Annotated in this window: 11 protein-coding genes; 6 read left to right on the plus strand and 5 right to left on the minus strand. The window is 62.0% G+C overall.

Annotation, left to right across the window (positions count from 1 at the left end; translation table 11 throughout):
* The first annotated feature begins 7 nt into the window (after positions 1–7).
* The 3 genes from gcvT to gcvP all read left to right on the plus strand — a co-directional run bounded on the left by gcvT (position 8) and on the right by gcvP (position 4531).
* A complete protein-coding gene (gene gcvT / locus CAF80_RS11635; protein WP_085667363.1) occupies positions 8–1090 on the plus strand; it encodes a glycine cleavage system aminomethyltransferase GcvT in 1083 nt (360 codons plus the stop codon).
* A 49-nt stretch (positions 1091–1139) separates the two neighbouring features.
* Positions 1140–1523: a glycine cleavage system protein GcvH gene (gcvH, locus tag CAF80_RS11640; protein ID WP_039765364.1), complete on the plus strand. Its 384-nt coding sequence runs from the start codon at positions 1140–1142 to the stop codon at positions 1521–1523.
* A 134-nt stretch (positions 1524–1657) separates the two neighbouring features.
* Positions 1658–4531, plus strand: coding sequence for an aminomethyl-transferring glycine dehydrogenase (gene gcvP / locus CAF80_RS11645; protein ID WP_085667364.1), 2874 nt, complete (start codon positions 1658–1660; stop codon positions 4529–4531).
* 52 nt (positions 4532–4583) lie between these two features.
* Here the strand turns inward: gcvP and CAF80_RS11650 are convergent, their stop codons facing one another.
* The 3 genes from CAF80_RS11650 to CAF80_RS11660 form a co-directional block, all read right to left on the minus strand.
* A complete protein-coding gene (locus CAF80_RS11650) occupies positions 4584–4901 on the minus strand; it encodes a DUF2388 domain-containing protein (RefSeq protein ID WP_007951791.1) in 318 nt (105 codons plus the stop codon).
* Between the two features lie 69 nt (positions 4902–4970).
* The gene (locus tag CAF80_RS11655) at positions 4971–6755 is read right to left on the minus strand and encodes a GspE/PulE family protein (protein ID WP_039765369.1); all 1785 of its coding nucleotides are present in this window, start codon (positions 6753–6755) and stop codon (positions 4971–4973) included.
* A gap of 90 nt (positions 6756–6845) precedes the next feature.
* Entirely contained in the window at positions 6846–7184 is a 339-nt protein-coding gene (locus tag CAF80_RS11660; protein ID WP_085667365.1) for a hypothetical protein, read from the minus strand.
* A 126-nt stretch (positions 7185–7310) separates the two neighbouring features.
* Between CAF80_RS11660 and CAF80_RS11665 the strand changes: the two genes are divergently transcribed.
* A complete protein-coding gene (locus tag CAF80_RS11665; protein ID WP_007951785.1) occupies positions 7311–7781 on the plus strand; it encodes an Lrp/AsnC family transcriptional regulator in 471 nt (156 codons plus the stop codon).
* 163 nt (positions 7782–7944) lie between these two features.
* Here CAF80_RS11665 and CAF80_RS11670 read toward each other — a convergent pair whose 3' ends face one another.
* Complete coding sequence (locus tag CAF80_RS11670) at positions 7945–9315, minus strand: inorganic triphosphatase (RefSeq protein WP_085667366.1); 1371 nt, start codon at positions 9313–9315, stop codon at positions 7945–7947.
* Positions 9316–9471: 156 nt separating this feature from the next.
* Between CAF80_RS11670 and argE the strand changes: the two genes are divergently transcribed.
* Positions 9472–10620, plus strand: coding sequence for an acetylornithine deacetylase (argE, locus tag CAF80_RS11675; RefSeq protein WP_085667367.1), 1149 nt, complete (start codon positions 9472–9474; stop codon positions 10618–10620).
* 135 nt (positions 10621–10755) lie between these two features.
* Entirely contained in the window at positions 10756–12054 is a 1299-nt protein-coding gene (gene argA / locus CAF80_RS11680; RefSeq protein WP_007951778.1) for an amino-acid N-acetyltransferase, read from the plus strand.
* An 82-nt stretch (positions 12055–12136) separates the two neighbouring features.
* Here the strand turns inward: argA and tauA are convergent, their stop codons facing one another.
* The gene (gene tauA, locus CAF80_RS11685) at positions 12137–13126 is read right to left on the minus strand and encodes a taurine ABC transporter substrate-binding protein (RefSeq protein WP_039765377.1); all 990 of its coding nucleotides are present in this window, start codon (positions 13124–13126) and stop codon (positions 12137–12139) included.
* Positions 13127–13381 lie beyond the last annotated feature (255 nt).

Genomic DNA, 13381 nt, shown 5'->3' on the forward strand with positions numbered 1-13381 from the left:
GAAACCCATGGGACAGCGTACGCCTCTGTATGACCTGCATCTCGCCCTCGGCGCGAAGATGGTCGATTTTGGCGGTTGGGACATGCCCCTGCATTACGGCTCGCAGGTCGAGGAGCACCACGAGGTGCGTCGCGATTGCGGGGTGTTCGATGTTTCCCACATGACCGTGATCGATGTCACCGGCCCCCAGGCCAAGGCCTGGCTTCAGCATTTGCTGGCCAATGACGTCGAACGCCTGCACAGCCCCGGCCGTGCGTTGTACAGCACCATGCTCAACGAGCGCGGCGGCATCGTCGACGACATGATCGTTTACCGCCTCGAAGACGGTTATCGTCTGGTGGTCAACGCCTCCACTCGCGATCAGGATCTGGCCTGGATGCAGGCACAGTTGGGCAGCTTCGATGTGCAAATGCACGAACGCTCCGAGCTGGCGATGCTTGCCATTCAAGGCCCCCATGCCCGGCACAAGATTGCCGAACTGGTGACCCAGTCCCGCGCCAACCTGATCCAGATGCTCAAGCCTTTCGAGGGCCACGTCGACGGCGACTGGTTCATTGCGCGCACCGGCTACACCGGTGAGGACGGTCTGGAAATTGCCCTGCCGGCCGATCAGGCCCCCGGATTTTTTAACGATCTGGTGGGCGCCGGTATTTCCCCCATTGGCCTCGGCGCTCGCGACACGCTGCGGGTCGAAGCCGGCATGAACCTTTACGGTCAGGACATCCACCAGGACGTTTCGCCACTGGCCTCGAACATGGCCTGGAGCATCGCCTGGGAGCCGGCCACGCGTCGGTTCATCGGTCGCGATGCGCTGGAAGCGGAAAAAACCGCCGGCGTGGAGCACAAACTGGTCGGTCTGGTGCTTGAGGAACGCGGGGTTTTGCGGGCTCATCAGGTGGTTCGTATCGCTGATGTTGGCGAAGGGGAGATCACCAGTGGTAGTTTCTCTCCTACGCTTAGCAAGTCGATTGCCCTGGCGCGTGTACCGATGGCGACTGCCGACCGCGCCGAAGTGGAAATCCGTGGCAAGTGGTATCCGGTACGCGTGGTCAAACCGACCTTCGTACGCCATGGTAAAACCCTGATCTAAACCTTTTCCGGCGGGCACGACCGCTGACAATTTCTTGAGGACACCGAGCATGAGCAACATCCCAGCTGAACTGCGTTTTGCCGAAAGTCATGAATGGGCGCGCCTTGAAGCCGACGGCACCGTCACTGTGGGCATCAGCGATCACGCCCAGGAAGCGTTGGGTGATGTGGTGTTCGTTGAACTGACCGAAGTGGGTAAGGTTTTCGCCGCCGAAGACCAGGCCGGTGTCGTTGAGTCGGTGAAAGCCGCTTCCGATATCTACGCTCCGATCAGCGGTGAAGTGATTGCCGTCAACGAAGAGCTGAGCGGCTCGCCGGAGCTGTTGAACTCTGATCCTTACGGTGCCTGGATCTTCAAGCTCAAGCCAAGCGACAAGGCCGAGCTGGACAAGCTGCTTGACGCTGCCGGCTACAAGGCTGCCATCGGCGAATAAGCTGCACGCCAGCCCCCAAAGCCCCGACCCGTCGGGGCTTTTTTCTGCCCGGGACTTTGGCTTTCGGGGTGGCTGCTATGCTGGTTTGACCGTGTTGCATTGACGCTGAGCCGCCAGCCAAGAGAGAGCCCGTCATGTCCCAGTTGCCATCCCTGAGCCAGTTACGCGATCCCCATGCCTTTCTGCGCCGCCACCTCGGCCCCGATGCCGCCGAGCAACAGGCGATGCTCGACAGCCTCGGCCTCGGCAGCCGGGTCGAACTGATCGAACAGACCGTGCCGCCGGGCATTCGCCTCAACCGCGAGCTGGACCTGCCGCCGGCGCTGGACGAGCAGGCAGCGCTGGCCAAACTGCGTGGTTATGCCGAACAGAACCAGGTCTGGACCAGCCTGATCGGCATGGGCTACCACGGCACCCTGACCCCGACCGTCATCCTGCGCAACGTGCTGGAAAATCCCGGCTGGTACACGGCTTACACGCCTTATCAACCGGAAATCGCCCAAGGCCGGCTCGAAGCGTTGCTCAACTTTCAGCAATTGACCATCGACCTCACCGGCCTTGAGCTGGCCAACGCTTCGCTGCTTGATGAAGCCACCGCCGCCGCGGAAGCCATGGCCCTGGCCAAGCGCGTGGCGAAGTCGAAAAGCAATCTGTTCTTCGTCGACGAAAACTGTCATCCACAAACCATTTCCGTGGTGCAGACCCGCGCCGAAGGCTTCGGCTTTGAGCTGATCGTCGACGCTGTGGATAACTTGAAGCAGCACCAGGTATTCGGCGCACTGCTGCAATACCCCGACACCCACGGCGAGATCCGTGACCTGCGACCCTTGATCGATCACCTGCACGCGCAGCAGGCGCTGGCCTGCGTGGCGACCGACCTGCTGAGTCTGTTGCTGCTGACCCCGCCGGGCGAACTGGGTGCCGATGTGGTGTTCGGCTCATCCCAGCGCTTCGGGGTGCCGATGGGTTACGGCGGCCCGCACGCGGCGTTTTTCGCCAGTCGCGAGGAATACAAACGAGCGATTCCCGGGCGGATCATCGGCGTGTCGAAAGATGCCCGTGGCAACGTCGCGCTACGCATGGCCCTGCAAACCCGCGAGCAGCATATTCGTCGGGAGAAGGCCAATTCGAACATCTGCACTGCCCAGGTCCTGTTGGCCAACATCGCCAGTTTCTATGCGGTCTATCACGGCCCGGAAGGACTGAAACGAATCGCCCAGCGCGTGCACCGGCTGACCTGCATTCTCGCCGCCGGGCTCGAACGCCATGGCATCCAGCGCCTCAACCAACACTTCTTCGACACGCTGACGCTGGACGTGGGCGGGGCGCAAACCGCGATCATCGAAAGCGCCCGGGCCGCGCAGATCAACCTGCGCATCCTCGGTCGTGGCCGACTGGGTCTGAGCCTTGACGAGACCTGTGATGAAAGCACCGTGGCCAGACTGTTCGATGTGCTGCTGGGCGCCGATCACGGGTTGAACGTCGCTGATCTCGACGCTGAAACGCTGGCCTCCGGCATTCCCGACGCGCTGCAACGCAGCACGCCGTACCTGCGTCATCCGGTGTTCAACGCCCACCACAGCGAAACCGAGATGCTGCGCTACCTCAAGCAGCTGGAGAACAAGGATCTGGCGCTTAACCAGTCGATGATTCCGCTGGGTTCCTGCACCATGAAACTCAATGCCACCAGCGAGATGATCCCGATCACCTTGCCGCAATTCGCCAACCTGCACCCGTTCGTGCCCCAGGAGCAGGCGGTCGGTTACACGCTGATGATCGAAGAGCTGGAGCGCTGGCTGTGCGCGATCACCGGGTTCGATGCGATCTGCATGCAGCCCAACTCCGGCGCCCAGGGCGAGTACGCCGGGTTGCTGGCGATCCGCAAATATCACGAGAGCCGCCAGCAGGGTGGGCGCGACATCTGCCTGATTCCTTCTTCGGCCCACGGCACCAACCCGGCCTCGGCGCAGATGGCCGGGATGCGCGTGGTGATTGTCGAGTGTGACGACGCCGGCAACGTCGATCTGGAGGACTTGAAAGCCAAGGCGTCCGAGGCCGGGGCCAAGCTGTCGTGCCTGATGGCGACCTACCCGTCGACTCATGGTGTGTACGAGGAAGGCATCAGCGAAATCTGCGAAGTTATCCACCAGCACGGCGGCCAGGTGTACATGGACGGCGCCAACCTCAATGCCCAGGTCGGGTTGGCGCGGCCGGCGGACATTGGCGCCGACGTGTCACACATGAACCTGCACAAGACCTTCTGCATACCCCACGGCGGAGGCGGGCCGGGCATGGGGCCGATTGGTGTGCGTGCGCATCTGGCGCCGTTCGTTGCCAACCATCCGGTGGTGCCGATCGACGGGCCGCAACCGCAGAACGGAGCGGTCAGTGCCGCGCCGTGGGGCAGTGCGAGCATTCTGCCGATCAGCTGGATGTACATCGCGATGATGGGGCCGCAACTGGCGGATGCCAGCGAGGTGGCGATCCTCGCGGCCAATTATCTGGCGCAGCATCTATCCGGTGCTTTCCCCGTTCTGTACACCGGCCGCAACGAGCGGGTCGCCCACGAATGCATTCTGGATCTGCGGCCACTCAAGGCTGCCACCGGCATCAGCGAGGAAGACGTCGCCAAGCGCCTGATGGATTACGGCTTCCACGCGCCGACCATGTCATTCCCGGTGCCAGGCACCTTGATGGTCGAGCCGACCGAGAGCGAGTCCAAGGCCGAACTGGATCGCTTCATCGGCGCGATGCTGAGCATCCGTGCAGAAATCACCGAGGTGCAGAACGGCAACTGGCCGGCCGAGGACAACCCGCTCAAACGGGCGCCGCATACCCTGGCCGATATCACCGGCGTGTGGGAGCGGCCGTACAGCATCGAGCAGGGCATCACGCCGGATGCACACACCAAGGCGCACAAGTATTGGCCGGCGGTGAACCGGGTGGATAACGTCTACGGCGACCGCAACCTGTTCTGCGCTTGCGTGCCGGTGGACGATTACCGCTGATCAGCGGGCAAAAAAATGCCGCTCATGTAGAGCGGCATTTTTTTTGAGCCTCTTATTCCGACGCCACGGCATTCTTCGCCAGGATCGCGTTCGCCAGTTCCATATCGGTGGCCTGCAGGCCCGGGTTGTCGGCGCGGACTTTCTGCATCGCCGCTTCCAGGTACGGGCCACGGATACCGCCGTCGCTGGCGACGAAGCTGCCCGCGTCGTCCTGGGCGGCAACGATCAGTTTGTGATCCTTGAAGGTCAGGTAGGTCGAGCCGGTGGTGGCACCGGACGAAATGACGTTACGCCAAAAGCTGTCGGCCATCGCTGAACCAACAGGGAGGGACAGCAAGGCGAGGGTGGCGACAGCAAGTTTGAGACGCATGTTGGGTGACTCCACTGGTGTTGAATAACCGCTTGGATCGCCGTTTCCCCGATCCGGTTCCGTGAGCGGCTATTTCTGCTCGCTCTGTGGTGTCACCCGCAATACTTCTTCAAGAGTTGTCAGCCCCGCCGCGACTTTCTGCGCGCCGGACAATCGCAGGCTGCGCATGCCTTCCTTGAACGCCTGCCGACGGATCGCGGTGAGATCGGTGTCGGGGCTGATCAAGGCCTTGAGGCTGTCGCTCAGTTGCATGATTTCGTAGACCCCGGCGCGCCCGTGATAACCGGTGTCGCGACACTCCAGGCAACCGATGGCCCGTTGCGCATTGCCCGGCAGCGGCGCCTGCCACGGCCGGGTCAGGGTTTGCCAGTCTTCTTCATCAAGAGTCAGCGGCGCCTTGCAGTGCGGGCACAGGGTTCGCACCAGTCGTTGCGCCATCACACCGAGCACGGTGGCCTTGATCAGGTAATGCGGCACGCCGAGTTCCAGCAGACGGCTGATGGCGCTCGGCGCGTCGTTGGTGTGCAGGGTCGAGAGCACCAGGTGCCCGGTCAGCGCCGCCTGGATCGCCATTTCGGCGGTTTCCAGGTCGCGGATCTCGCCGATCATGATGATGTCCGGGTCTTGTCGCATCAGCGCGCGCACACCGGCGGCGAAGGTCAGGTCGATGTTGTGCTGGACCTGCATCTGGTTGAAGGCCGGCTCGACCATCTCGATCGGGTCTTCGATGGTGCAGAGGTTGACCTCCGGGGTCGCCAGTTTTTTCAGCGTGGTGTACAGCGTGGTGGTCTTTCCGGAACCGGTCGGGCCGGTGACCAGGATGATGCCGTTGGGCTGGCGGGTCATGTCCTGCCAGCGGCGCAGGTCGTCGGCGGAAAAGCCAAGTTGATCGAAATCCTTGAGCAGCACCTCCGGGTCGAAGATCCGCATCACCATTTTTTCGCCGAACGCGGTGGGCAGGGTCGACAGCCGCAACTCGACTTCACCGCCGTCCGGAGTCTTGGTCTTGACCCGGCCGTCCTGGGGTTTGCGTTTCTCGGCGACGTTCATCCGGCCAAGGCTTTTCAGGCGGCTGACGATGGCCATCGTCACCTGCGGCGGGAATTGATAGACGTTGTGCAGCACGCCGTCGATGCGAAAACGCACCGTGCCTTGTTCGCGCCGGGGTTCGATGTGGATATCGCTGGCCCGTTGCTGGAAGGCGTACTGGAACAGCCAGTCGACGATGTTGACGATGTGCGCATCGTTGGCGTCCGGCTCCTGATCGCTGGCGCCGAGGTTGAGCAGTTGCTCGAAGTTGCCGAGGTTGCCGCCCTGCGCATCGGCATTGCTGGCGCCGCTGACCGATTTGGCGAGGCGGAAGAACTCGACGCTGAAACGCTGAATGTCCGCCGGGTTGGCCACCACTCGCTTGATCGGCAATTTGAGGACGTGAGTCAGATCCGCCTCCCAGCCGCTGACATAGGGCTGGGCGCTGGCCACGGTCACCGCGTCGCGGTCGACCGACACCGCGAGGATCTTGTGGCGCTGCGCAAAAGCATAGGACATCAGCGGCGTGATGGCGGCGACGTTGATCTTCAGCGGATCGATTCGCAGGTACGGCTGGCCGGCCTGCTGCGCCAGCCACAGGGTCAGGCTTTCCAGGTCGAGGTGTTTGCCCGGACGGCTGAGATCGTCCAGTTGCTGGCTGGCGATGAATTCCAGCGGGTGCTTCTGGCCGTGGGCGGCATGCCGGCGCCGGGCATTCAGCGCCTGCTCGGCCGAGTCCTGGCTGATGAAACCCTGGGCGACCAGTTCACGCAGTACCTCATTGAGATCCAGCCAGCGGTCCTGAGTGGCGAGTTGAACGGACATGCGGGCTCCTTTTGAACGACAGTGCGCAAAGGATAGTCGTGGCCCCGCCGACCGTTGGGCCACTACCCGACGAAGACGTTTCGGTTCTTGTCAGCCGGCCGCCTGTGCCGGCGCATCCCACGCCGCTTCGGGGTTTTGCAGGTCCACCGAGCAGACGCTGATCAGGTTACGAAGTTTTTCCGCGATCACCTGGGCGCGGTGCCAGCTCAGGCCACCCATGACGATGTCGATCGACAGCAAGTCGTCCAGCCGCTGGACATTGAGCTGTTCCGGGGTGAGGCACTGCAAGGCGAACAGGTTCAGCACCCGCACCAGCAAATCCGGCTCGGCCTCGGCCAGGATCTGGTACTGCGCAAGGCAATGGGCGTTGCTGGCGTTCCACACATCGGCACGGGGCGCAGGGGTGTTGACGGCTTCGAGGTGTGGCATGACAGGTCTCCGGAATCAGTGGAGGAATTTTTACATTCGATGCCGGGCATTTCTTATCTAAGATGAGCCGATTACGCTATTGATCGGGTAGATCAATTCGGGTTTGGCTGAATTTGAGGATTATTTATGCACAGCGAGCTGGACAGCTACGACCGGCGCATTCTCGCCCTGCTGCAAGAGGACGCTTCCTTGTCCAGCGCACAGATCGCCGAACAGGTGGGCCTGTCGCAATCGCCGTGCTGGCGGCGGATTCAGCGGATGAAGGAGGAGGGGATCATTCGCGGCCAGGTGACCTTGCTCGATCGCAAGAAAATCGGTCTGAACACGCAGATTTTCGCCGAGATCAAACTCAACGCCCACGGCCGTTCGAACTTCACTGAGTTCACCGAGGCGATTCGCGGCTTTCCCGAAGTGCTGGAGTGTTACGTGCTGATGGGGGCGGTGGATTTTCTGTTGCGGATTGTCGCGGCGGACATCGAGGCGTATGAGCGGTTCTTTTTCGAGAAGCTGTCACTGGTGCCGGGGATTCAGGAAGTGAACTCGATCGTGGCGTTGTCGGAGATCAAGTCGACGACGAGTTTGCCGGTACTGCGTTGATTGCGCGGTGATGATCGTTCCCACGCTCCCGCGTGGGAATGCCTCAATGGACGCTCTGCGTCCGCTTTGGGACGCGGAGCGTCCCGGGCTGCATTCCCACGCAGACGGTTCGACGCCTCGACGTGGGAACGATCACACAGCTGGCTTGCCAGCGATGGCGGTGTTACATGCGCAGCAGCATTTTCCAGGCACGGTTCTGGTAAACCGCAATCGCCTGATGCTTGCGTGCATCGAGCAGTTCGTCGGTGATGGTCGGTTCGTTGGCCAGTTGCGCCAGTTTGTTCAGCTCGCCGTACAGACGATCCATTTCCGGGATCTCCAGCACGTTGCGCGCGTGGTGCAGCCAGACCTGGATGCGTTCGATGCGCGGCAATTGCTCGGCCAGATCTTCCGGCTGCTGCTGATAACGCTGCAGTTGCAGCGAAGTGGCTTCTTCGCCCAGCAGGCGCGGCAGCCAGCTTTGCAACTGCGCGGCACCCTGACGATTGCCACGGGTGTTGCGGTCAGCCGTCCAGGTACGGGCCAGCAACCAGCGCGAAGCGTTCAGCGAGAACAGGCCCCAGCGCGGGTCTTCCAGTTCTTCGAGGAACTGCTCCGGCGCGGCCTTGCGCACGTCTTCGTCTTCGATGCCGACTTGTACCAGCGGGCGCCAGTCTTCCAGCAGGGCATCGAGGGCAACGCGCAAGTCGTGGGTCGACGGACGCGGTGCGGCCTGGCCGAGGCTGCTCAGCAGGGCGCGCATTTCCGCGAGGTTCTCGACCCAGTCCTGCAGCAGGCGCCAGTGGCCGTTGAAGCGATACTGTTCGGCCAGACGCTGGCTGCTGCCGAGCAAGTGCCAGGCCAGGGCGGCGAAGGCGTCGTCCAGCGGGGTTTCAGTAGTGATGGCCGGCGCCGGCAGGCTCAGCGAGTAGCTGTTGGCGTCGTACAGGCGATAGCCGCGCTCGGCCTTGCTGATGTCGCACGGCATCAGGGCCAGGGTTTCGGCCAGTTCGGCGGCCAGTTCCAGCAGCGCGGCAGGTTCGCCTTCGCGCAGTTCCAGTTCCAGCTCGCAGATTTCTTCTTTCTGTTTGCCGACTACCACGTGGCCCAGGTCCAGCGCGGCTTCGATGACCACTTTGGTCTTGCCACGGCCCCAGGCGATTTCGGCACGCTCGCGGACGAAATCGGTGGTGAAGATCGGCTTCAGGGTTTTCTTGTCCAGCTCGGCGAGGGACTCGGGCCAGCACTCGCCGTCGAGTTTCTTCACGTCGAGCTTGGCTTTGGGCAGGTTCCAGTCGTACTCGTTACGCTCGGACAGGCCGGCGACGCTCTGGCCACGGGTCTTGAGGGTCTGAATGACTTCTTCGCCGTCCTTGCGCAGGCGCAGGGCAACCTTGGCCCGGGCCAGGTCACGCTCAGGCGTGTCGAAGTACTGATTCATCAACTCACGGCGTTCCCAGCCACTTTTGTTGCGTTTTTTCAGGAGAGGGTGCTCGCGCAGGGCGGCGAGGGTTTCGCGGCTGACGCGGAGTTTGATTTCGGTTTCTTTCTGCATGGCCGGAAAATCCAGGATCGGGAGCGCAGCCGGGGGAATGTGTGGCTGCCAAGGCCGTGCAGTGTACAGGACTGAACCTTCCTACGCTTTGCGGCGGTTTATTCTCGGCGCCGGATGGTTCTATGATGAACCTCAATCCGGGAGTTGGAGTCAGCGATGCCTTTGCCGTCCATGCAAGACCAGTTCGCTGCACTGATCGCCGCGCCGTCGGTCAGTTGCACCCAGCCGGGCCTCGACCAGTCCAACCGGGCGGTGATCGATCTGCTCGCGGGCTGGCTCGGCGACCTGGGTTTCAGCTGCGACATCCAGCAGGTCAACCCCGGCAAATTCAATCTGCTCGCCAGTTTCGGCAGCGGCCCCGGCGGGCTGGTGCTGGCCGGACACAGCGACACGGTGCCGTACGACGATGCGCTGTGGAAAACCGACCCGCTGAAACTCACCGAAGTCGACGGCCGCTGGGTCGGCCTCGGCAGTTGCGACATGAAGGGCTTCTTCGCCCTGATCATCGAAGCCGTGCAACCGCTGCTCGATCAATCGTTCAAGCAGCCGCTGCTGATCCTCGCTACCTGCGATGAAGAAAGCTCGATGTCCGGTGCCCGGGCGCTGGCCGAAGCGGGGCGACCGCTGGGCCGGGCGGCAGTGATCGGCGAGCCGACCGGGCTCAAGCCGATCCGCATGCACAAGGGCATCATGATGGAGCGCATCGATATCCTCGGGCAGAGCGGCCATTCGTCGGATCCGCGCCTGGGGCACAGTGCACTCGAAGCGATGCACGATGCCATCGGCGAACTGCGCGGCCTGCGCCTGCTGTGGCAGCGCGAATTCAACAACCCGCAGTTCAGCGTGCCGCAACCCACCATGAACTTCGGCTGTATCCACGGGGGCGACAACCCGAACCGCATCTGCGGCCAGTGTTCGCTGGAATTCGATCTGCGGCCGTTGCCGGGGATGGACCCGAACGTCTTGCGCAGCGAGATCCTGCGCAAACTCAACCCGGTCGCCGAGCGGCATAAAGTGAAGATCGATTACGCGCCGCTGTTTCCCGAAGTGCCGCCGTTCGAGCAGGCCGAAGACGCGGAACTGGTGCGAATTGCCGAAAAACTCACCGGCCACAAGGCCGAAGCGGTAGCGTTCGGCACCGAAGCGCCTTATCTTCAGCGCCTTGGCTGCGAAACCATCGTACTCGGCCCCGGCGACATCGGCTGTGCGCACCAACCGGGCGAGTACCTCGAAATGTCACGTTTGCAGCCTACCGTGCATCTATTGCGGCAGTTGATCGAACATTACTGTCTCAAAGCTGTATAAATTGCCCAAACACCCACCCGTATTCATGAGGAGAGCGCGCGTGTCGCCAAGCCTGTTCCGACGATAACCATCAGCCCGCTGTGCGTTTTCCGTTCTGCCCTTTTTCCGGCTGCTATTTATTACAGGCCCAGGTTCATGCCCGAATACGTCAATTGGCTTCGCCACGCGTCTCCTTATATCAATGCTCACCGCGATTGCACCTTCGTTGTCATGCTTCCGGGCGACGGCGTGGAGCATCCGAATTTCGGCAACATCGTCCATGACATCGTATTGCTGCACAGCCTCGGCGTGCGGCTGGTGCTGGTTCACGGTTCCCGTCCACAGATCGAAACTCGCCTCGCCGCACGCGGGCTGACCCCGCATTACCACCACGGCATGCGCATCACCGATGCCGCGACGCTGGAGTGCGTGATCGACGCGGTCGGCCAGTTGCGTATCGCCATCGAAGCGCGGCTGTCGATGGACATGGCCTCCTCGCCGATGCAGGGCTCGCGCCTGCGGGTGGCCAGCGGCAACCTCGTGACGGCGCGGCCGATCGGCGTGCTGGAAGGTGTCGACTATCACCACACCGGCGAAGTGCGCCGGGTCGACCGCAAAGGCATCAACCGTCTGCTCGACGAGCGCTCCATCGTGTTGCTGTCGCCGCTGGGTTATTCGCCGACCGGTGAAATCTTCAACCTGGCCTGTGAAGACGTCGCCACCCGCGCCGCCATCGATCTAGGCGCCGACAAGCTGCTGCTGTTCGGCGCCGACCTCGGTCTGATCGACGAAAACGGCAAACTGGTGCGCGAGCTACGTCCGCAGCAAGTGCCGGCGCATTTGCAGCGTCTGGGCAGCAACTATCAGGCGGAACTGCTGGATGCCGCCGCCGAAGCCTGTCGTGGCGGCGTGGCGCGCAGCCATATCGTCAGTTATGCCGAGGACGGCGCGCTGCTGACCGAACTGTTCACCCGTGACGGTGGCGGTACGCTGGTGGCCCAGGAGCAATTCGAACTGGTACGCGAGGCGGCGATTGAAGACGTCGGCGGCTTGCTCGATCTGATCAGCCCGCTGGAAGAGCAGGGGATTCTGGTGCGTCGCTCGCGCGAAGTGCTGGAGCGCGAGATCGAGCAGTTCAGCGTGGTCGAGCGTGAAGGGATGATCATCGCCTGTGCGGCGCTGTATCAGATTGCCGATTCGGATGCCGGCGAGCTGGCGTGCCTGGCGGTGAATCCTGAGTATCGCCATGGCGGTCGCGGCGACGAACTGCTCGAGCGCATCGAGACCCGTGCCCGGGCGCAAGGCCTGAAAACCCTGTTCGTTCTCACCACCCGCACCGCCCACTGGTTCCGCGAGCGTGGCTTCGAACCAAGCAGCGTCGAACGTCTGCCGGCGGCTCGGGCTTCTCTTTATAACTATCAGCGCAATTCGAAGATCTTCGAAAAGTCTCTGTGATGTGACGCCCTCATCGCGAGCAGGCTCGCTCCCACAAAGGTTCACCGAGCCTGTGGGGGAGCGAGCCTGCTCGCGATAGCGTTTATTCGGCTACAAACTTCGCACTGACATACGGCGAGTAGTCAGGCAAAACGCTTTCGACCTTGCCCTGCTCCTTCAAAAACTTCGCCGTCTCACCAATCGCCTTCGCCGTGCCGCCGTCCAGCAGCGCCGTGGTCTGTTGCGCCTTGGCGTCCGGGAACGCCGAGCCCGCGAGCAATTCCGGAACGTCGGCAGGATTGGCACCGGTCAGTTTGGCGATTTTCTGTACAGGTACGGAATCGGCTGTCCAGCTGTCTTTATGGGCGGCGTAATCAGCGAACGAGTCCAGAGTCACCTTGGCGAATTTGGCCACGGCTTCAGGATGCTTCTCGGCAAAGTCCTTGCGCGCTACCCAGACTTCAAAGGTCGGCGCGCCCCACTGGCCGACCTGCGCGGCATCGGTCAGGGTCTTGCCGGTTTTGCGGATTTCACCCAGCGCCGGCGACCAGACAAAGGCGCCGTCGATGTCGCCACGTTTCCAGGCGGCCGCGATTTCTGCGGGTTGCAGGTTCACCACTTTGACTTTCGAAGTGTCCAGGCCCCAGTGCTTGAGCGCGCCGAGCAGGCTGTAGTGGGAGGTGGAAACGAACGGGGTGGCGATGGTCTTGCCGATCAGGTCTTCGGGCTTGTTGATACCGCTGCCGTTGCGCACCACCAGCGCTTCGGCGGCATTGATCTGCGCCGAGACGATAAAGGCCACGATTGGCAGATTGCGCGAAGCGGCGGCCGCCAGCGGGCTCGAGCCGAGGTTGCCGATCTGCACATCGCCGGAGGCGATGGCTGTCACAACTTCCGGGCCGCTGTTGAACCGACGCCAGTCGATTTTCTCGCCGATGGCCTTCTCGTACACGCCGTCGGCCTGGGGGACTTTGCTTGGGTCGATACCGGTCTGGTAGCCCACGGTGAGGTTGGCGGCATGGGCTGAAAAAGAAATCAGCGCCGACACACAAACTGTAACAAATTGACTAGATAGTGCGCGTTTGGCCATCATGGCGTCGCCTTTTCGATAGGGTTTGACGAATCGGGGTTGCGTCAAAGCTAATCGATCTAAAAAAAGGCTAACAAATACCATTTAGTAATGAGCTTAGTCGCCGATACGCTGTATCCCGGTGCAGATGGCAATTGGCTGGCCATATAGCCGAATGGTATGAAAAAGAATGAATAAATTCTTTTTGGGTTTATCAGGAAGTCTTTACCCTGCAGGGACCAAATCACTGCGATTAGACCTTGGTCGTAGACATACAAG

This window comes from Pseudomonas sp. B34(2017), assembly GCF_002112915.1.
GTDB lineage: Bacteria > Pseudomonadota > Gammaproteobacteria > Pseudomonadales > Pseudomonadaceae > Aquipseudomonas > Aquipseudomonas pharyngis.